The 20,803-nt window shown below is 33.6% G+C and carries 19 protein-coding genes and 1 pseudogene; 17 read left to right on the top strand and 3 right to left on the bottom strand.

The features are described 5' to 3' along the window. The first annotated feature begins 80 nt into the window (after positions 1 to 80). The 3 genes from CaldiYA01_RS11030 to CaldiYA01_RS11020 are packed head-to-tail and all read left to right on the top strand — an operon-like array spanning position 81 to position 3,668. Positions 81 to 1,025, top strand: a complete 945-nt coding sequence (locus CaldiYA01_RS11030) for an ABC transporter permease (protein WP_207179698.1) — start codon at positions 81 to 83, stop codon at positions 1,023 to 1,025. A 29-nt stretch (positions 1,026 to 1,054) separates the two neighbouring features. After that, positions 1,055 to 1,936, top strand: a complete 882-nt coding sequence (locus CaldiYA01_RS11025) for a carbohydrate ABC transporter permease (RefSeq protein WP_207179696.1) — start codon at positions 1,055 to 1,057, stop codon at positions 1,934 to 1,936. Continuing rightward, complete coding sequence (locus tag CaldiYA01_RS11020; protein WP_238480528.1) at positions 1,920 to 3,668, top strand: glycoside hydrolase family 2 protein; 1,749 nt, start codon at positions 1,920 to 1,922, stop codon at positions 3,666 to 3,668. Before CaldiYA01_RS11025 ends, CaldiYA01_RS11020 begins: the two co-directional genes overlap by 17 nt. Before the next feature lie 82 nt (positions 3,669 to 3,750). Here the strand turns inward: CaldiYA01_RS11020 and queE are convergent, their stop codons facing one another. Then, on the bottom strand, positions 3,751 to 4,437 hold the full coding sequence (queE, locus tag CaldiYA01_RS11015; RefSeq protein WP_307729605.1) for a putative 7-carboxy-7-deazaguanine synthase QueE: 687 nt from the start codon (positions 4,435 to 4,437) through the stop codon (positions 3,751 to 3,753). A 132-nt stretch (positions 4,438 to 4,569) separates the two neighbouring features. On the opposite strand from queE, the gene CaldiYA01_RS11010 reads away from it, so the two are divergent. From CaldiYA01_RS11010 to pstB, 4 genes are all read left to right on the top strand, one after another. After that, positions 4,570 to 5,001 carry a MarR family winged helix-turn-helix transcriptional regulator gene (locus CaldiYA01_RS11010; RefSeq protein WP_207179695.1) on the top strand — a complete coding sequence of 144 codons (432 nt, stop codon included), beginning with the start codon at positions 4,570 to 4,572 and terminating at the stop codon, positions 4,999 to 5,001. Between the two features lie 37 nt (positions 5,002 to 5,038). Then, positions 5,039 to 7,267 carry an ABC transporter ATP-binding protein gene (locus tag CaldiYA01_RS11005; protein ID WP_207179692.1) on the top strand — a complete coding sequence of 743 codons (2,229 nt, stop codon included), beginning with the start codon at positions 5,039 to 5,041 and terminating at the stop codon, positions 7,265 to 7,267. Beyond that, on the top strand, positions 7,264 to 9,147 hold the full coding sequence (locus tag CaldiYA01_RS11000) for an ABC transporter ATP-binding protein (protein WP_207179690.1): 1,884 nt from the start codon (positions 7,264 to 7,266) through the stop codon (positions 9,145 to 9,147). Before CaldiYA01_RS11005 ends, CaldiYA01_RS11000 begins: the two co-directional genes overlap by 4 nt. A gap of 193 nt (positions 9,148 to 9,340) precedes the next feature. Continuing rightward, a complete protein-coding gene (gene pstB / locus CaldiYA01_RS10995; RefSeq protein WP_207179688.1) occupies positions 9,341 to 10,096 on the top strand; it encodes a phosphate ABC transporter ATP-binding protein PstB in 756 nt (251 codons plus the stop codon). Here the strand turns inward: pstB and CaldiYA01_RS12560 are convergent. Next, positions 10,073 to 10,135, bottom strand: a pseudogene (locus CaldiYA01_RS12560) (hypothetical protein); the annotation flags it as partial. The gene pstB and the pseudogene CaldiYA01_RS12560 sit on opposite strands and share 24 nt — an antisense overlap. Here CaldiYA01_RS12560 and phoU point away from each other — a divergent pair. Genes phoU through CaldiYA01_RS10960 form a run of 7 tightly spaced genes read left to right on the top strand, consistent with a single transcriptional unit; the run spans position 10,134 to position 16,586 of the window. Then, a complete protein-coding gene (gene phoU / locus CaldiYA01_RS10990; protein ID WP_207179686.1) occupies positions 10,134 to 10,877 on the top strand; it encodes a phosphate signaling complex protein PhoU in 744 nt (247 codons plus the stop codon). The pseudogene CaldiYA01_RS12560 and the gene phoU overlap by 2 nt on opposite strands. Next, entirely contained in the window at positions 10,867 to 12,642 is a 1,776-nt protein-coding gene (locus CaldiYA01_RS10985; protein ID WP_207179684.1) for an EAL domain-containing protein, read from the top strand. The genes phoU and CaldiYA01_RS10985 overlap by 11 nt, the downstream gene beginning before the upstream one ends. Then, positions 12,639 to 14,165 carry a Ppx/GppA phosphatase family protein gene (locus CaldiYA01_RS10980; RefSeq protein ID WP_207179682.1) on the top strand — a complete coding sequence of 509 codons (1,527 nt, stop codon included), beginning with the start codon at positions 12,639 to 12,641 and terminating at the stop codon, positions 14,163 to 14,165. Before CaldiYA01_RS10985 ends, CaldiYA01_RS10980 begins: the two co-directional genes overlap by 4 nt. A 19-nt stretch (positions 14,166 to 14,184) precedes the next feature. Beyond that, on the top strand, positions 14,185 to 14,934 hold the full coding sequence (gene tmk, locus CaldiYA01_RS10975) for a dTMP kinase (RefSeq protein ID WP_207179681.1): 750 nt from the start codon (positions 14,185 to 14,187) through the stop codon (positions 14,932 to 14,934). Beyond that, positions 14,919 to 15,641 carry a dTMP kinase gene (gene tmk / locus CaldiYA01_RS10970; protein WP_207179679.1) on the top strand — a complete coding sequence of 241 codons (723 nt, stop codon included), beginning with the start codon at positions 14,919 to 14,921 and terminating at the stop codon, positions 15,639 to 15,641. The genes tmk (CaldiYA01_RS10975) and tmk (CaldiYA01_RS10970) overlap by 16 nt, the downstream gene beginning before the upstream one ends. Continuing rightward, positions 15,619 to 16,206 carry an HD domain-containing protein gene (locus tag CaldiYA01_RS10965; protein WP_207179677.1) on the top strand — a complete coding sequence of 196 codons (588 nt, stop codon included), beginning with the start codon at positions 15,619 to 15,621 and terminating at the stop codon, positions 16,204 to 16,206. The genes tmk (CaldiYA01_RS10970) and CaldiYA01_RS10965 overlap by 23 nt, the downstream gene beginning before the upstream one ends. A gap of 17 nt (positions 16,207 to 16,223) precedes the next feature. Further along, entirely contained in the window at positions 16,224 to 16,586 is a 363-nt protein-coding gene (locus CaldiYA01_RS10960; RefSeq protein ID WP_207179675.1) for a hypothetical protein, read from the top strand. 54 nt (positions 16,587 to 16,640) lie between these two features. On the opposite strand, the gene CaldiYA01_RS10955 is transcribed toward CaldiYA01_RS10960, so the two are convergent. Continuing rightward, positions 16,641 to 17,918: a methyl-accepting chemotaxis protein gene (locus CaldiYA01_RS10955; RefSeq protein ID WP_207179674.1), complete on the bottom strand. Its 1,278-nt coding sequence runs from the start codon at positions 17,916 to 17,918 to the stop codon at positions 16,641 to 16,643. A gap of 186 nt (positions 17,919 to 18,104) precedes the next feature. On the opposite strand from CaldiYA01_RS10955, the gene murA reads away from it, so the two are divergent. From murA to CaldiYA01_RS10940, 3 genes are all read left to right on the top strand, one after another. Then, positions 18,105 to 19,349, top strand: coding sequence for a UDP-N-acetylglucosamine 1-carboxyvinyltransferase (murA, locus tag CaldiYA01_RS10950; RefSeq protein ID WP_207179672.1), 1,245 nt, complete (start codon positions 18,105 to 18,107; stop codon positions 19,347 to 19,349). 88 nt (positions 19,350 to 19,437) lie between these two features. Further along, complete coding sequence (locus CaldiYA01_RS10945; protein ID WP_207179664.1) at positions 19,438 to 19,851, top strand: DUF1284 domain-containing protein; 414 nt, start codon at positions 19,438 to 19,440, stop codon at positions 19,849 to 19,851. Further along, complete coding sequence (locus CaldiYA01_RS10940) at positions 19,844 to 20,788, top strand: biotin--[acetyl-CoA-carboxylase] ligase (RefSeq protein ID WP_207179662.1); 945 nt, start codon at positions 19,844 to 19,846, stop codon at positions 20,786 to 20,788. Before CaldiYA01_RS10945 ends, CaldiYA01_RS10940 begins: the two co-directional genes overlap by 8 nt. The last annotated feature ends 15 nt before the right edge of the window (positions 20,789 to 20,803 follow it).

The raw sequence follows: 20,803 nt of genomic DNA, 5'->3' as shown, positions 1-20,803 counted from the left end.
CTAAGAAAGGTGGCCTGTGGTGAAACAAAATATTGTTCTGTTTTTAGACAATGCAAATTGCCAAGGAGGAAATAGATATTATGAAGATATCAAACAAAACAAAAGTAAATTTTTATGATTTTATAAAAGATTTGAAACGAAACAAAAATCTTTATTTTATGATTTTGCCTATACTTTTGTACTATTTGGTATTTCATTATATTCCAATGTATGGTCTCCAAATAGCTTTTAAAGATTTTTCACCTGCAAAAGGCATAATAGGAAGTCCATGGGTAGGATTAGAAAAATTCAAAGAGTTTTTTGTGTATGATAGTTTCTATGTTTGGAGGATTATTCGAAATACAATTTTAATAAACGTGTATGACATTGTTTTTGGTTTTCCGGCGCCAATCATTTTTGCGTTGTTATTGAACGAAATAAAAAATAGTTTTTACAAAAGGACGCTTCAAACTATTAGTTATATGCCTCATTTTATATCGACAGTTGTAATAGTTGGTATTATCTTAGACTTTTTTTCAAGAGACGGACTGGTAAATTATATTTTAAAGACCTTAGGAATAGTCAAAGAACCAATTGCTTTTATGTCAGAGCCAGGGTGGTTCAGACCATTATATGTTGGTTCTGGGATATGGCAAAATCTTGGATGGGGTTCAATAATTTATTTAGCAGCAATTTCTAATATTGACTCTCAGCTCTATGAAGCAGCAATTATTGATGGTGCTGGCAGATTAAAACAAGCATTGTATATTACATTGCCGGGAATAATGCCTACAATAATCATAATGTTTATTTTGAGAGTGGGTAGCATTATGAATGTAGGTTTTGAAAAAGTATTTTTAATGTATAATCCGTTGGTCTATGAAACAGCTGATGTCATTTCTACATATGTTTATCGAAAAGGTCTTTTAGAAATGGACTATGGTTATGGTGCAGCGGTAGGTCTTTTCAATTCAGTTGTAAATTTTGGATTTGTAATTTTGACAAACTATATCAGTAGAAAATTTACAGAAACCTCGTTATGGTAATAATTGAAATGGAGGGAAGAGAGTAAATTATGAAAAAAAGGAGTATTAGTGAAGCATTATTTGATATAATGAATTATATGTTTTTGGGAGTTTTATGTTTTTCTATGCTATATCCAATGATATATGTAATATTCGCTTCTTTAAGTGATCCTATAAAAATTATGGCATATAGAGGACCGCTTTTAAAGCCAATTGATTTTTCTTTAAAAGCTTACAAACTTCTCTTGGATTATCCAATGATTTGGATAGGATATAGAAACACTATTATATACGTTGTATTGGGAACTACTATTAATATGTTGCTCACTACAATAGGCGGATATGTTCTTTCAAGAAAAAATTTAAAACTAAAAAATCCAATAATGTTTTTTATTGTGTTTACAATGTATTTTAGCGGTGGTATGATACCAACATATGTAGTAATAGAATCTTTAGGTTTAGTTGACACAATATGGGCAATGATATTACCAGGAGCAGTCTCTACAATGAACTTGATAATAATGAGAACTGGTTTCCAAACTGTACCTGAAAGTTTAGAAGAATCAGCAAGGATAGATGGGGCAAATGATTGGGTTATACTTTTTAAAATTATGATTCCACTTACTATGCCAACAATTGCTGTTATGATACTTTTTTATGCCGTAGGACATTGGAACTCTTTTTTTAATGCTATATTATATTTAAGAAAAAGAGAACTTTATCCTCTGCAGCTTGTCCTAAGAGAGATTTTAATTATGAGTGATACTATGTATATGCAAACAGGAGTATCTGATGCAGAAGATAGATTAGCGTTAACAAGACTTATTAAATACGCAGCGATAGTAGTTTCTACAGTTCCTATATTGTGTCTGTACCCATTTCTGCAAAAATACTTTGTTAAAGGAGTCTTAATTGGTGCAATCAAAGAATAATAAAATAAACTTGTATTATAGTGAAGGAAAGGTGAAAACTATGGTTAGATTATTTACTCAACATAAAATTAGAAGACAAAAAGAGTTAGAAGGATTTTGGGATTTTGCTATATTAGAAGACAGAGAAAATATATTTAATAAAAGTTTTACGCACAAAATGTGGGTACCGGGATGTTGGGAGACATATCCTGAATTTTCTAACTATAGAGGAAAAGCTTTGTACAAAACTATAATAGAATGCGATAATAATACAAATTTAAGGCTTATTTTTAAAGGTGTGAGTCATACAGCAGAAGTTTATTTTGATAATATTAAAGTTGCAAATCATTATAATGCTTATACTCAATTTGACACAATCATAAAAAATGTGGAAAAAGGTAAGCATGAACTACTTGTATTGGTTGATAATTCATTTTCAAATGATTCAGTTCTTCATATTCCTAATGATTATTTTACATATGGTGGAATAATCCGGCCAGTAGTAATGGAAGAAATAGAAGATATATTTATCGAAAGATTAGAATTTTCACCTACATGGATTAAAGATAATACATGGGCTGCAGAAATTTCTATTTACGTAAGAAATGTTTCGAGTAAAGAGTTTACTATAAAAGTAAAGGGTAATTTAGATGATTATGAATTAGATTTTGGTATCTGGAATGTTAGAGAAAATCAATTGATTAAGATAACAAAAAGATTTGAATTTAATGATGTAAAAGTTTGGAGCTCGGAAAATCCCCACCTTTATTTATTGAATGTAAGATTATGGAATGAAGATGACAAATGTATAGATGATTTGATCGAAAGAGTTGGATTCAGAGAGGTAAAAATAAAATCAAATAGGATTTACTTAAATGGCAAACCTGTTTTTTTTAAAGGATTTAATCGTCATGAAGATCATCCAGACTATGGGTGTGCACTCCCGTTGCAAATAATGGTAAAAGATATAATGCTCATAAAACAAAGTGGTGCTAACATGATAAGAACAAGTCATTATCCGAATGATGAAAGATTTTTAGATTTATGTGATGAATTTGGAATCTATGTTTGGGAAGAAAATCATGCAAGAGGATTAACTTTGCAGCATATGCAAAATCCAAATTTCGATATTCAATGTGAAAATTGTAATAGAGAAATGGTTTTGAATCATTACAATCATCCATCAATTGTTATTTGGGGTATTTTAAATGAATGTGCGAGTCAAACTCCCGAAGGAAGAGAAAAATATAAAAAACAAATCGAACAAATTAAGGGAATGGATAAAACAAGACCAATAACTTTTGCAAGCTGTATGCATTTTTCAGATTTGTGTTTGGACCTTGTTGATATTGTTTCTATGAATGTGTATTCGGGATGGTATGAAGATAGAGACACAAATGAATTTTTTGATAAATTATATTCTTGGATTCAACAAGCAGGTGGGGCAGGAAAACCGATTATTATTAGCGAATTTGGAGCAGAAGGGCTTTATGGTTTTAGAGATCCCTTTTCAAGAGTTAAGTGGTCTGAAGAAAGACAAGCTGATATATTAGAAGACAATCTAATAGTATACTTAAACAGAGAAGAAATATCAGGAGCATTAATTTGGCAGTTTTGTGATTGTAAAGTAACTGAAGAAGGAAAAGTCTTTTTAGGACGTGCCAGAACAAAGAATAATAAAGGTGTGTTTGATGAGTATCGCCGTCCAAAAATAGCTTATGACATCGTGAAAAGATTTTTTAGCCAAAAGTAAGGTTAAAAATATAAGTCCCTATGCGATGAGTATTAAATTAATCGTCGCATAGGGTCAAATATTATATAAAACATAAAAATATTTAAACACCTTTGATTTTATCAGACCATATAATTTTATGTATCTGAAGCTGCACTCTTGTATCAAAAAGCTTGTTTTCAATAAGAAATTTTACAATTTCAGCTGGTTTTATCATTCCAAAAACAGGGCTGAAAAAGATATTGCACCTTGGCTTGAAGGTCTTTATTATTCTTTCCGCACTTTTTAAATCTTCATATGTGCCAACAACAAACTTGAGCACATCTTTTTTACCAAGAAAGTTGATATTGTCAACAATCATCCTGTCTTCCATACCACTTGACGGGCATTTGTAGTCCATGGTGATAATAGCATCTCTCGGCACATGCTTTATGCTGACAGAACCGTTTGTTTCGACGTTGACCTCAAACCCTTCACTTATTAATCTATCTATTAATAAGTAAATATAAGGTTGTATAAGAGGCTCTCCACCAGTGAGCGTAACTTTTTTAATTTCTGTTGAAGCAATAAAGTTCATGAGATTATCAACATCAATTTCTTCATATTCTGGATTTTCATTTGCGTACTTTGTATCACACCAAGAACAACTGAGATTACATCCTGCAAACCGCACAAACACGGCAGGATATCCACTTCTTATGCCTTCCCCTTCGATACTTACAAATTTTTCCACTACATTAAATTTGATAGTATTTTCGTTCTTAATGGTTTGAGCCGACAATGATACCATCACCCTTTTTGAAATCTTCTTTAATTTTAACATATTGACAACTTTCTATTCAAAGAGTAAAATTTAATTCGTATCAAAAATATTTATATTCGAAATATTCGATACGAAATAATTTATTATATGGTGGTGCAAATGGAATTAAGAGAAAAGAAAATAAGGCTTTTAAGGTTACTAAAAGAAGTGTCAGTCAAAATAAAAGAGGCGCTAAAGTATAAAAGGGATGAATTTGAAATACCTGCACCTCATTGGATGATAATGGCGATGCTTGATGAAAACGGCAAAATGAAGGTGGGTGATTTGAGCGAAAAGATTGGTCTTTCAAACAGCACAGTGTCAGGAATATTAGATAAGTTGGAAGAACAGGGGTTTATTGAAAGAATTAGAAGTAATGAAGACAGGAGAGTTGTTTGGGTGCAAACAACTCAAAAGTTCAAAGAATGCCTCTACGAGCACTTCAAAGAGGCAGAAAAGCAGTTTGAAAATTTACTCAGCAAAGCAACAGAGGATGAGATAGACAAAGTGCTTGAGGGCTTTGAAACGCTCAAAAGAATCTTGGAAAGATAAAAACTCAAAATATAATAGCAAAAAGGGTGATAGAAAGTTGAAAAAAGTACTCAAATACCTAAAACCTTATACTCTGCTTGTATTAGCAGCAATTTTGTTTGTGTTTATTCAAGCTATGAGTGAACTCACATTACCTGATTATATGTCAAAGATAGTAAATGTTGGGATACAGCAAAGCGGTATCGAAAATGCAGTACCTGAGGTTATAAGAAGTTCTACCATGGAAAAGGTGCTTTTATTTGTCCCGCAAGATAAAAAAGATGATATTTTGAGTATGTATGATCATGTGACAAAAACTTCTATTGATTACAGTAAGTATCTAAAAAAATATCCTATCTTATCAAATGAAGATATATATGTATTAAATACAAAAGAAAAAGACAAGATTGATAAGGTAAATGTTGATTTAGGCAAAGCAATTTTGGCTGTTGCTGGAATAGAAAAGATAAAGAAAGAGGCAAAAAATGGTGTTATTAACTTTAACGGCAGGCAAATACCTGCAAGTATTGACCTTTTTGCCTTATTAAAACAGCTTCCACAGCAGCAGGTAAACCAAATTCAAGAAGAAATAAACAAAAAGTTTTCGTCGCTTGGTGACAGTATGATAGTTCAAGCTGCAGCCTCTGTAATAAAAGATGAGTATAAAAAAATTGGTATAGACATAGGGAAAAAGCAAACTATGTATATTATCAGGATGGGTTTACTTATGCTTCTTTTAACATTGATTTCAGCTATCTCAACAATTTTAGTTGCATATTTTGCTGCAAAATCTGCAGCAGGCGTTGCAAGGGACTTGAGAAAAGATGTATTTTCTAAGGTTGAAAGCTTTTCTATTGAGGAGTTTGATAAATTTTCGACAGCTTCACTTATTACAAGAACAACAAACGACATCATGCAAATTCAGATGCTTTTAGTAATTGGAATTAGAATGCTATTTTTTGCACCTGTGATGGGGATTGGCGGTGTATTCAAAGCTTTGTCTAAGAGTCATTCGATGTCTTGGATAATTGCTCTTTCTGTGATAGTTCTTCTTGGACTTATAATGGTTTTGTATGCTATTGCAATGCCAAGATTTATGCTTATGCAAAAATTGATAGACAGGCTTAACCTTGTTGCAAGAGAGAATTTGTCTGGAATAATGGTTGTCCGTGCATTCAATGCTCAAGAATTTGAAGAACAAAGATTTGATGAGGCAAACAAAGACCTCACAAGGGTTGGACTTTTTATCAACAGGGCAATGGCAGTGCTATTTCCGTCGATGATGTTTATAATGAATGGTACAACTCTTTTGATTGTTTGGGGTGGTGCACATTATATTGAAAATTCAAGTATGCAAGTTGGTGATATGCTTGCGTTTATGCAGTATTCTATACAGATAATCTTTTCATTTTTGATGCTTTCAATGCTCTTTATCCTTGTACCAAGGGCCGCTGTTTCTGCAAGACGTATTGAAGAGGTTCTTTCAACAGAACCTACAATTAAGAATCCTGAAAAGCCTGAAAAGTTCAGAGAAGATATGAAGGGTATGGTAGAGTTTAGAAATGTATCATTCAAATATCCGGGTGCAGAAGAGTATGTTCTTCAAAATATAAATTTCAAAATCTTACCAGGCCAGACAGTTGGAATAATTGGCAGAACAGGAAGTGGTAAAAGCACGCTTGTAAATCTCATTATGAGATTTTATGATGCAACAGAAGGTGAGGTTTTAGTAAACGGGGTTGATGTGAAAAGAGTAAATCTTGAAGATTTAAGGTCAAAAATAGGGTATGTTCCTCAAAAGAGCTGGCTTTTTAGCGGTACTATCAAATCAAACCTCAAGATTGGCAACGACAATGCAACAGATGAGGATTTAAGACAGGCTGCTGAGATTGCGCAGGCACTTGAGTTCATAGAAGAAAAACCTCAAAAGTTTGATACAGAGATTTCACAGGGTGGTACTAACGTATCAGGTGGACAAAAGCAGAGACTTTCAATTGCACGTGCGCTTGTAAAAAATCCTGATATTTATATATTTGATGAAAGCTTTTCAGCACTTGATTTTAGAACTGAACTAAAACTCAGAAAAGCTTTAAAAGAAAAGCTAAAGGACAAAACAGTGATAATAGTATCACAGAGGATTGCGACATTACTTCATGCAGACCAGATAATAGTTCTTGAAGATGGGAAAATAAGTGGTATTGGCAAACATGAAGAACTTTTAAGAAGCTGTGAGACTTATCGTGAGATTGCTATTTCACAGCTTCCAGAGGAGGAATTGCTGGCATGAGCGAAAGACAGACAGCATCGTACAGACCACATATGCAAAGAATGAGAAGACGCGGTCCTGGTGGACCTATGGGACCAGGATTTGTCGGTGAAAAACCAAAGGATTTTAAGACTGCTATGAAAAAGCTTATAAAGTATTTGTCTGCTTATAAATTTTCAATTATAGCAGTAATTGTTCTTGCAATGTTATCTGCTGCATTTTCAATTGCGGGTCCCAAAATTCTCAGCAAAGCAATTACAAAGATATTCGAAGGACTTATGAGTAAGATAAGCGGTTCAAGCAATGGTATTGATTTTGAGTATGTTGGTAAAATCATTTTAATTTTGTTAGGACTTTATATTGTTAGTGCTTTATTTGGCTATATTCAGGGCTGGATAATGTCTGGTGTTTCAATGAAGTTAACATACAGGCTCAGAAAAGAAATCTCACAAAAGATAAATAGACTTCCCTTGAAATACTTTGAGAGCACAAACCAAGGTGAGATACTTTCAAGAATTACAAACGATGTTGACACACTCACACAGACTTTGAATCAAAGCCTTACACAGATAATAACTTCAACTACGATGGTCATCGGTGCGCTTGTAATGATGCTGAGCATAAATGTCTTGATGACAGTAGTTGCTCTGCTGATAATTCCAATTTCTTTTTCTGTTGTTGCGCTGATAATTGGTAAGTCACAAAAGTTTTTTATGCAACAGCAGGAATATTTAGGACATGTAAACGGTCAAGTTGAAGAAGCATACGGGGGGCATGTTGTCATCAAAGCTTTCAACGCTGAAAAGAAGACGATAGACAAGTTTAACTTTTTCAACAACAAACTATATGATGCTGCTTGGAAATCACAGTTTTTGACAGGTGTTATGATGCCGCTTATGAACATAATAGGCAATCTTGGTTATGTTGTTGTAACAGTTATGGGTAGCTATCTTACTATAAAGAGGACCATCGAGGTTGGCGATATTCAGGCTTTTGTCCAGTATATAAGGTCGTTTACACAGCCAATTGCCCAGATTGCAAATATTTCAAACATTCTTCAGCAAACAGCAGCTTGTAGCGAGAGAGTGTTTGAGTTTTTAGAAGAAGAGGAAGAGGTGCCAGATACACCAAATCCAGAGATTGATCTTGAAAACATAAAAGGCAATGTAGAATTCAGAAACGTCAGATTTGGTTACAAGCCAGATAAGATTGTTATAAACAACTTTTCTGCAGATATAAAAGCTGGTCAAAAAATAGCAATTGTAGGTCCGACAGGTGCAGGTAAAACCACTATTGTAAAGCTTTTGATGAGGTATTACGATGTGAATGATGGTGCGATTTTGATAGATGGCCACGATATAAGAGAGTTCAAACGTGAAGATTTGAGGTCGTTTTTTGGCATGGTATTGCAAGACACATGGCTTTACAATGGCACAATAAAAGATAACATCCGCTATGGCAAGCCAGATGCAACAGATGATGAAGTGATAAGAGCTGCAAAGCTTGCACATGCAGACCATTTTATAAGAACATTGCCACAGGGTTACGATACAGTGCTCAATGAAGAAACAACAAATATTTCTCAAGGTCAAAAACAGCTTTTGACAATTGCAAGGGCAATCCTCAAAGACCCAAAAATTTTGATACTTGACGAGGCAACAAGCTCTGTTGATACCTTGACAGAACTGCAGATACAAAAGGCAATGGACAATCTCATGAAAGGAAGAACATCTTTCATAATAGCCCACAGGTTATCAACAATAAGAAACGCAGACCTCATCTTGGTTATGGACCATGGCGACATTGTCGAACAAGGTACACACAAAGAACTTTTGCAAAAAGGCGGATTTTATGCTCAGCTTTACTACAGCCAGTTCGAAAAGGAAGAAGAAGTGGTCTAAAGAAAAATTAATTCCTCCTCCATTTAAGTAATTTTTGGGGGAGGAATTTTTATATTAGTTTGATATTAACTTTTAAAGAATTTTTAACATAGATATAAAATGAATTTAAACTTAAGATGGTATTATACTGTTGAAAAAAAAAGAAAAATAATTTAAATTGTTGGGTTAAGTAGTAAAGGGGATTGTATGGATTATGGAGTCAAAAATAGAGACCATTGATTTAAACCTTTTTTATGGAAATGAACAAGCTCTCAAAAATGTAAATATTTCAATTCCAGAAAAAGCAATCACAGCTTTAATAGGACCATCTGGATGTGGCAAGTCTACTTTTTTAAGGACCTTGAACAGAATGAATGACTTAATAGAAGGAGTAAAGATTTGGGGAAAAGTATTTATTGATGGTACTGACATTTATGCAGATAGTATAAACCTTATAGAACTTCGCAAAAAAGTGGGAATGATTTTTCAACATCCAAATCCTTTTCCTATGAGTATATACGAAAATGTTGCTTATGGTCCAAGGATTCATGGAGTAAAAGATAAGAAAAATTTGGATGAAATTGTCGAAAGATGTCTTATAAGGGCAGGACTTTGGCAAGAGGTAAAAGATAGGCTTTCAAAAAGTGCTTTTTCGCTTTCTGGTGGACAACAACAAAGACTTTGTATTGCGCGGGCTCTGGCAGTAGAACCACAAATTCTTCTCTTAGATGAGCCAACTTCAGCACTTGACCCCCTTTCCACCCTTCGTATCGAAGAACTTCTGATAGAACTGAAAGAGTATTACACTATAGTAATAGTTACTCACAATATGCAACAGGCAGCAAGAATTTCTGACTGGACAGGTTTTTTCTTAAATGGTGAGCTTATTGAGTTTGGTAAAACAATAGATATCTTCCATGCACCCAAAGACAAAAGAACAGATGATTACATATCTGGAAGGTTTGGCTAATGCCCAAAAAATAACTTTGAGAACGAGGTAGGTAAAAATGATACGTTCGACTTTTTTAAGAGAGCTTAAAGAAATAAACTTTGAAGTTTACAAAATTGCAAGTCTTGCACTTGAAGCAATTGAAAAAGCTATGGAGGCTTTTATAAAACAGGATGTAAGTTTAGCCACTGAAGTTATCAAAAACGATACTGACATAGACAATATGATAGAGGAATTAGAGAAAAAGAGTACTATTGTTATAGCAACTCAGCAGCCTATGGCAAGCGATTTAAGACTTTTAGTAGCTGCTACAAGAATAGCAAATGATATAGAAAGAATAGCAGACCATGCTTCTGATATTTCTAAACTTGTGTTAAAGCTTGAAGGTCAACAACTCGTTGAAATTGGGAATGAAATACCCTATATGTCAGAACTTGCAAGAATGATGTTTAAAGATGTAATGGAAGCGTATATGCTTTCTGATATAGAAATGGCCAAAAAAGTAAAAGCTATGGATTGTAAAGTTGACCAGATGTTTAGGTTTCTTCTTGAAAATATAGAAAAGACAATTAAGGAAAAGCCAGAGTTCACATCTCAATGTATTTTGCTTATATTAATTGTTAAATATATTGAAAGAATAGCTGACCACGCAACGAATATAGCAGAGTGGATTGTATATAAACTTACAGGGCTTCTAAAACATGAGTGGGAATTTAATGATGCAGCTACTGAAACAAATAACATAATTATGGATAAAAGAGAAAAAAATAAACAAAATGGTGAAGAAGAAGATGTCAAGTAAACTTGATTATTTAAACTTTTTAATTGAAAGACAAAATATTGACCTTTCATTTCAACCAGTTGTGTTTGCAACATCTGCTCAGGTAATTGGCTGGGAAGTGTTTCTTATAAACCCATATGAAACTGGTTATATTGATTTAAAACTTTTGTTTGATATCATGAAAGAAAATGAACTTATTATTAAGATTGACAAAATTATTTTTAAAAAGATTGTGGATGTTTTAATCAATAATAAAAATAATATAGAAAATAGAAAATTTTTTGTAAATATCTCACCAATATCTCTTATGAATAATGATTTTACTACATTTATAGCAAGTATTCTTTCTACCAATCCTATGATAACAAAAAATATTGTATTTGAAATAAGTATAAAATCATGTGAGAATTTGTCTGTTAATGATTTGCACTATTCAATAAAAGTCCTTAAAAAACAAGGATTTACATTTTCTGCAGAAAATATAGGCTCACTTTATTTTTTTCTTGATTTCATATCTATCTCAAAACCCACCTATGTCAAAATTGGTAGGGAGGTATATCGCGATATAGCCATGGATTCTATAAAAAGTAAATACTTGCACTCTTTTATAGAATTCTGTGACGAAAGTCAAATAAAAGTTATCGCTACAATGATTGAAAAGATAGAAGAACTACTAAGTTTACTGGAAATTGGGATTGAATATTTGCAAGGATATTTTATAATGCCTCCTAATATAGAACTAAAACACACGGTCTCTAATGATATAAAAGAGCTTTTATTGGAAACTATAGAAAACCAAAGGAGATATTATCTTTTTAAAACTTCAAAAATTTGCATAGGAACGCTTTGTATAAAGATACCTTATGTTGAACCCAATGTATCGTGTGAGAAAGCTCTTGAGATTTTAGAAAAAAATCCAAAACTACATGGGCTTGTTGTAACAAAAGATGGAAAAGTTAAAGGACTTATAAAAAGGGAAAAATTTTTACTTAATTTATCTACGATGTATGGCTTTGCAGTGTACTCAAAAAGACCTGTGGCACTTTTGATGGATTCAAACCCATTGGTCGTAGAATACAATGCTTCATTAGACGATGTAGTCAGAGAACTTTCTGCAAGGGAGAATGAGGATATTCATGATTACATAATTGTAACCAAAAATGGGATGTATGAAGGTGTGGTTACAATAAAAGATTTGTTGAAAAAGTCGACACAGCTTGAAATAAGTTTTGCAAAGCATTTAAATCCGCTTACCAACTTACCAGGTAATTTATTGATTGAGAAAGAAATAAGTAACGCCTTAGAAAATGAGAAAGAATTTTATGTCTTTTATGTTGATATTGATAATTTTAAGCCATTCAACGACTATTATGGATTTGAAAAAGGTGATAAGGTTATATTACAACTTGCATCTATATTAAAACAAATACAAATGGACTGGCAAGAAAAAATTTTTGTTGGGCATGTTGGCGGTGACGATTTTATTGTAATTGTTTATGACAAAGCAGAAGTTGAGAAAATTGCTAAAAAAATAATTGAAGAATTTGATTCTTCAATTCCATATTTTTACGACAACTATGACCTTAGTAGGGGCTATATAGAATCTAAAAACAGAAAAGGAGAGGTGGAAAAGTTTGGGCTTATGAGTTTATCAGTGGCTTGTGTTAAAGTTGTACCTGGAATGTTTTCAAACGTTGAAGAAATTTCAAATTGTCTTTCGGATGTTAAAAAATTTTGCAAACAGAAGAATACCAGCTGCTATATAATATGGGAAGGTGAAACATGAAAAGAAGAATAGGAATAATCGATATCGGTTCGAATACCGTAAGGGTTGTAGTGTATGAGGTTGATAAAGGAATATTTTTTAGATTAATCGAAGATGAAAGCATAGTAGTAAGACTTGCAGAATATGGAGAAAACAACCAGATACCTTCTTATAAGATTTCGCTTTTAGTTGAAGTACTCAATTTTTTTAAAGCGCTTTGCAAGATGAATGGAGTTGCAAAACAGGATATATTGGTAGTTGCTACCGCTGCTATTAGAGATGCAAGCAATAAGATGGAAGTTTTGGAGAATATAAAAAAATCTACAGAATTAGAAGTTAAAGTACTTTCAGAATTTGAAGAGGCAAACTATAACCTGTGGGCAATAAAATGTTCTTTAAACTATCAAGATGGACTTTTGGTTGACATTGGCGGTGGAAGTACAGAGTTTGTTTATTTCAAAGATAAAAACTTAAAGTACTGGGGTTCAATCAGGCTCGGTGCTGTAAATTGTTCAAAAATGATTATGGAGTCTTCTTTATCATTGAATGAAATAGAAAGCGAAGTAAAGTTGATTTTTGAAAAATATAGATGGATGGAAGAATTAAATAATGTAAACCTGATAGGAATTGGTGGAAGTATAAGGAATCTCGGAAGAATTATTCAACACAAAAAAGGTTATCCTATTACTACCTTACACAATTTTGCAATTTCATATCAAGAATTTATTGAGGTTTATAACATGCTTCAGAGTTTAGAAGTTGAAAAACGAAAAAGTATTCCAGGACTTTCTGAGAAAAGGTCTGATATTATTTTAGGAGCTTTTTTGATATTGAAAGTGCTGATTGAAAGAATAAAAGCTCAGCAAATTTATGTCAGTTCATACGGACTTCGCGAGGGTATATTGTTTGAAAGCTTATTCAAAGATGCAAATTCAACGGCTTTTTCCTCTGAAATACTATTAGAGTATAGCATAAATAATTATTTGAATTTCTTCAGCTTTAGCAAAAAACATGCCAAAAATGTGTGCAGATATGCTACTATGTTATTTGACCAGCTATTACCTATTTTTCCGAATTATTTTACCAAAGAAGATAGAATTATTTTAAAAACGGCTGCTTTGCTTCATGATATAGGAACTTATCTAAGTTTTTATCAACATGCTCAGCATTCAGCTTATGTAATTTTGAATCTCCCGTTATTTGGAATTTCACATCAAGATATTATACTTACTGCAGAGATTATATCTTTTCATGAAAATTCAAAATCAAAAGCACCTTTTTTGACAAGGTATATTAATTTATTAAGTCATGACAAGATAAAAAAGATAAAGCCACTTGCATTTATATTAAAACTGGCTGAGATACTTGATAAAAGAGAAAATGGACTTGTTACCTCTATAAGATGTAGTGAAGAATGCGAAAAAGTAGTTTTAAGAATATATTCAAAGTCGAATCTTGGAATTGAAATATCTCTCGCAGAAAGATTAAAACCTCAATTTGAGAAGATATTTGGCAAACAGCTTATTATAAAAAACAATATGTAAAAGGAGATGAAATATTCCAATGATGTTTAAAGAAATAAGAGGTTTGGGACTTACCAAAACATATGAAGGAAGATTATTTGTTGTAGAGGGATGTGACGGTTCTGGTAAATCTACTCAAGTTCATCTTTTAAAAAAGTGGTTAGAATTTTTGGGATATACAGTATTTTTTACTGAATGGAATTCATCTGATTTAGTAAAGAATGCTACAAAAAAGGCAAAAAAGAAAAATCTATTAACTCCGACTACTTTTTCTCTTTTGCATGCTTGTGATTTTGCTGATAGGTATGAAAGGCTTATACTTCCTCATTTGCGAGCAGGATATATAGTATTGTGCGACAGATATATCTACACAGCTTATGCACGGGACATCGCAAGAGGCTGCAATCCTGACTGGGTCAAGACAGTATATGATTTTGCAGTGAGGCCAACTGTAACATTTTATTTCAAAGTGCCTGTAGATATAGCAATTGACAGGATTTTAATGGGTCGAACACAAATAAAGTACTATGAAGCAGGGATGGATTTGGGTTTGAGTACTGATACTACAGAAAGTTTTAAACTTTATCAGTCAAAGATTATTCAGATGTACGACATGCTTGCTGAACAGGAAGGGTTCATTACAATTGATGGGACTCTTTCTATAAGACAACAGCAAAAGATGGTCAGAGAGATTGTTCAAAGATATCTTCATGATTACAAACCACCTACTCAAAAGTGGATATTGAGTACTTATAATAAGGAAGGTGAAGCTAAATGGCAACTGAAATGAAATTTTATGGATTTGGACTTCCCAATTTCGAATTATTACAAAAGCGTGGAAAGTTGGTTGTAATAGAAGGACCGGATTGTTCTGGAAGGTCAACACAGATAGAGCTTTTGAAAGAATGGCTTGAAGCAAGCGGTTATGCAGTTTTAAATACTGGATTAAAAAGATCTAGACTAGTAGGTGATGTTATACAAAGAGCCAAAAAGGGCAATATACTTGGAAAGACTACTTTAAGTCTTCTTTACTGTTGTGATTTTGCTGACCAGCTTGAAAATCAAATAATCCCTGCTCTCTCTGCAGGTTTTATTGTCCTTGCGGATAGGTATATCTTTACTCTTATGGCTCGTGATATTGTCAGAGGAGCAGATAAAGAATGGCTTAAAAAACTTTTAGGTTTTGCTGTAGTTCCTGACCTAATAATATATCTTGATGTTAGCATTGATATTTTACTTACCAGAACATTTCAGAAATATGGACATCTTGATTACTGGGAATCTGGTATGGATATTCAGCTTTCGGCTGACATGTTCGAAAGTTTTAAAAAATATCATTTTTTGCTCAAAAAAGAATATGAGGAAATGGCAAAGGAATACAATTTTGTAGTCGTTGATGGTAATCAGGGCGTAGGCATAATACAAAAGAGAATTAGGGAAGAAATATTAAAAATACTACAAGAGGAGGATAAAAATGAATCAGTTAGAACTGTTTGACCATAACGTGCTTCAACTTGCTCAAAAATATGGATATGATCCGCGACATGCAAATTTTGTAAAAGAACAAGCACTATTTTTGTTTGACAGCACTATAAATTATCATAACTTGTCAGATTCTGATAGAAAGCTTTTGGAACATGCTTGCATACTGCATGATATTGGAACATTTATTAATGAGAAAAAACATCACAAACATTCATATTACCTAATTAAAAATGACCTTGCCTTAAAGGAGTATCCAAAAGAAGTAAAAAAGATTTTAGCTTTGGTGTGCTATAACCACAGAAAAAAAATTAAGTCGAAAACGTTTAAACTAAAAACTAAAGACAAAAATCTGACACTTATATTGAGTGCAATTTTAAGACTTGCAGACAGCTTTGATTATTCGGGCGAAGAGATACAAATAAAGGGAATAAAAATTGAGAATGATTTTTTAAGGATTGTTGTTGATGGAATAATAACACCTACTCTTCTTCGCCGAGTGGAAAAAAAAGGAGAACTGTTTTTGTATCTATTTGAGTTGCAAAAGATTGAAATTGAAAACAAGGTAAGGGTAAGCTAAAAAGGAGGCATGTGAAAATGAACAGTGAAAATAAATTTGCTTTGGAGATGGAAGATTTAAAAAAAGAAGTTAAAAATCTAACACAAGTTGTTTGGGCGCTTAACCAGCAAATGTTTTCTTTATGTTCGAGTATAGAAAATTTAAAGCTTTTGTTGGATGAGAACTATAAAATAAACGAAAAAGCATTTTTAAAAATTGAGATTCTGGGAAGAGTTCATCAAGAACTTCTGAAATGGAGAAACGAAAAACAGCATAAAGAACTTCAAAAAGAACTTGATTGTAAAATAGAAAAGCTTGAAAATCTTGTTAATCTCCTATTAGATAACGTTTATTGTATTCATTCCCGGCTGTCTGATACTAAAGAGTATACACAAAAATAGAGCAAAAACAAGGGGTTGGCCTTTTAGAAAAGTTTGAAGGACAACCCCTTGTTTTTATCGTATCTTATACTTCTTAAGCCTCTTTTCGAGCTCATCAACAAGCTTTTGAAGCGACTGTGCAGAGTATTTCATTTCGTTTATTGAGTTTAACTGATTTTCAACAGTTGCTGCAACCTCCTCAGATGCTGCAGCTGTCTCTTCAGATACAGAAGATATACTCTCTATTGCCCGAATAACCGCATTTCTTGCTTCTTCCATTCTGCTTAGCGCTTCTTTTACAACATATGTCTTTTCTACAATTGCATTTATCTCATCAGAAATTTTGGCAAAAGACTGCTGCGATTCCACAACTGCATCTTTCTGACCCAACGCTGCTTCTTTTATTTCATCTATTATCTTAATTGTATTTTCTGTCTCACCCAAAATAACATCGACAATAGAATTTATCTCATCTGCTGCCTTTTTGCTCTGGTCAGCAAGTTTTCTGACCTCATCCGCAACAACTGCAAATCCTCTTCCTGCCTCACCTGCCCTTGCTGCCTCAATTGCAGCATTCAAAGCTAAAAGGTTTGTTTGTTCAGCAATTGTGTTGATAACCTCAACAAAGTTGGAGATATTTTTGATTCTCTCTATAAAAGAGATGATAGTGTCAATTACTTTTTCAGCTGTTGACACTGCAATTTCGCTCTTTTCTCTAAGGGCACTCATCTTTTCAATTCCCTCTTTGTTGAGAATATCAATCTTATTTGCTTCATCAATCACACCATTATAGCTTTCAGATACAGCATTTATCTGTTCAGAGAGGTTATTTACAAGCAAAACACCGTGCTGTGCTTCTTCAGCTTGCTGGGATGCACCTTTTGCAATCTCTTCAACTGTCTTTGCTATCTCTTCAATTGCAGCAGCTGCTTCTTCAGATGTCTTTGTAACCTTTTTAGATGCACCGACGATTGCGTTTGACAGGTCAAAAAAGCTCTCAATCAGTGTTTTTATATCCGAAAGAACAATGTTTACACTCGATGCTACTCTCTGGATGTTGCCGAACTCTTTTGATGAGATTAGCCTGCTGTAATCACCGTTTTTGATTTTTTCAAGGACATCTTCAAGCTTGGAAATCATTTTGTTCATCTCATAGCGAATCATAAAAGCAGTCAGCGCAAGTGTCAGTAAAAATGTAACTGTTGCAACTAAGATAGAATAGAGTTTTAATTTAGCTGTTGGCATTATAATACCAAGTATGATGTCAAGTACAATAATAAAAGCTAAGGCGACATATGTAAGACTCATAACTCCTTTTTTCACAGTGCCATTTTGGTCATTTTTTGGTGGCATTTAGTTCACTCCTTTAACCCAAAAATTTCTCTTGTTATTTCTATTATAATACAAGATGTGTCCTTTTTGCTAATATTTCTTTTCAGAATAGTATCTAAAAATTATATATAACTTTTTGTCTAAAGCTATAAAAAGATTTCAATACTACTATAATAAACAGAACTTTAAGATAGGGAAGAGAAATAAATGTCGAAATTTGTAATAGAAGGTGCAAATAAAATTTCTGGTTCGATAAAAGTTCACAGCTCAAAAAATGCGATATTGCCACTTTTGGCAGCGTCCTTGTTGTCAAATAACAAGGTTGAAATTCTGGATGTTCCGCTTTTGGAGGATATTAAAATACTTTTACAGCTTCTTGCCTACTGTGGTTGTGATGTGAAAATTGAAAACAATAATCTGCAAATCACTCCTGATATCAAAAACGGTGATATAAACGTAGATGGGGTGAACAAACTCAGAGCTTCAATACTTCTTTTAGGAAGCCTTCTTGCACGTGGGAAAAAGGTTGTGCTGGGTATGCCGGGCGGGTGTAACATCGGCACACGACCAATTGACCTTCACATAAAAGGGCTTTCCCAGCTTGGCGCAGAGATTAAACTCAATCAAGGGTACATTGAAGCAAAAGTTAAAAAACTAAAAGGTGCCAAGGTATATTTAGACTTTCCATCTGTTGGAGCAACAGAAAATATCATGATAGCAGCCGTTTTAGCAGAGGGTGAAACAATAATAGAAAATGCTGCAACAGAACCTGAGGTTGTATGTTTGGCAAATTTTTTGAATTCAATGGGAGCAAAAGTGATGGGTGCCGGCACTGATACCATCAGGGTTTTGGGAGTGAAAAAGCTTTCTGGCTGCTCATTTGTGCCAATTCCAGATAGGATTGAGGCGGGAACGTACATGGCAATGGCTGCGATGTGTGGCGGTGAGCTTGAACTTACAAATGTTATTTGTGAGCATATAAGACCTATTATTGCCAAGTTCAAGGAGAGCGGTGTGAAGGTCTATGAAGGGGAAAATGCTGTGCGCGTTGAGGCACCGGATAAGATTTTAGCAACAGACATAAAAACCTTGCCTTATCCTGGTTTTCCGACAGATATGCAAGCACCAATGATGAGTATGCTAAGCATAGCAAAAGGAACAAGCGTTGTCATTGAGACAATATTTGAAAACAGATTCTTACATGTTGGAGAGCTTGTCAAAATGGGCGCGAATATAAAAGTGGAAGGAAGAGTAGCAGTGGTTGAAGGTGTTAAAAAGCTAAAAGGTGCAAAGGTTGAAGCAAAGGATCTGCGCGGTGGTGCTGCACTCGTTTTGGCAGCGCTCTGTGCAGAGGGTGTGAGTGAAGTTGAAAGTGCATTTCACATTGACAGGGGGTATTTTGAATTTGAGAAAAATATCGCAAGTCTTGGTGGGAAAATAAAAAGAGTATAAAAATGGGTTTTTATCTTACGCTGCTGAAAATTGTGGTATAATTAAAGTAAAAAGTTTAGTTTGATAAAGGGGAATAGGCAGCAGAAAAATGCCAATTATACTCAGAGCACATCATCTTTTATGCTTTCTGGGTTTTATAGGAGCAGGGTACAATAAAGAATTTGTTGAAAATTTTGAGAGGGTATATAAAAGTGTTTATCTTGAAAATTTACCTATAAAGATTGTATCTTTTCCTGACGAAATTTGCATGTACTGCCCAAACTTGAATGCTGCAGAGTGCAGGTTTGAACAGAAGGTCAGAATGTATGATGAAAAAGTAATTGAGCTTTTAAAGTTCTATGGGATTTCTGATTTAGAAGATGTGCTGCCATCTGAAGCTTACAGCGCTTTGAAACAAGCTTTGCCACAGCAGCTCGAGAGTATCTGCCGAACATGTGAATGGTTTGTCCTTGGCTTTTGCAGAGAAAGCTTTCATAGAAAGGACTTGTGGAAAAATGGATGAAAAGGACATTTTTATATTAAGAAAGTTATATGAAAATGAGTATATCTCTGGTGAAGAGCTTGCCTCTTATTTGAATATTAGCAGGATGGCAATAAATAAGAGAATAAAGTCGCTTAAAGATTTGGGTTACAAGATAGAGTCTACCAAGAAAAAAGGATATGAGCTTTCTGACAAAGATATAATAAGAGTCTGGGAAATAAGAGACTACATCCAATCTTCAAACCTTTTCAAAGAGTTTATATACATTGATGAGGTGGACTCAACAAATACATATGTAAAACAGAACCAGCAGCATTTTAAAAATGCTACAGTTGTATATGCTGAGAGGCAAACTCAAGGAAGAGGTAGGCTTTCACGCAGGTGGGTGGACCTTGAAAAGGGTATAAAGATGTCCATATTATTGAAACTTCTTTTACTGGATTTAGAAAAGATTATACCACTTACACTTTTCACAGGACTTGTGATAAACAGGGTTTTAAGAAAATATGGAGTTAACTCTTTTATAAAATGGTCAAATGACATATACTTAAATGGCAAAAAGATTTGTGGTATTTTGTCAGAGCTGTCAGGTGAAGTTGAAGGTCTTGGCAGTATTATAATTGGTATAGGAATCAACGTCAATGCAAAAAGCGTGCCAGAGGATATAAAAGACATCGCAACAACCTTGAAAGCTGAAACATCGCAAGATTTTGACAGGACAAGACTAATTATTGACATTTTAATTGAATTTGAAAGAGATCTTTCAAACTTTGATAAATATGGTTTTTCATATTTCAGGGATGAGTATAAAAGCTTTTGCATAAATCTTGGAAAAGAGATTTTGATAAACGGTGAGAGGATGCTTTGCAGGGACATTGGCGAAAATGGTGAGCTTGTATGTGAAAAGGATGGGAAAATAATAGAGATTTCAAGCGGTGAGGTTACAATAAGATTTTAAAAAGGAGATGGTAAA

The sequence above is a fragment of the Caldicellulosiruptor diazotrophicus genome, from assembly GCF_017347585.1.
GTDB classification, from domain to species: Bacteria; Bacillota; Thermoanaerobacteria; order Caldicellulosiruptorales; family Caldicellulosiruptoraceae; genus Caldicellulosiruptor; species Caldicellulosiruptor diazotrophicus.
The sequence above is the reverse complement of the archived record's forward strand: the minus strand, read 5'-3'. Positions and strand labels throughout refer to the sequence as shown.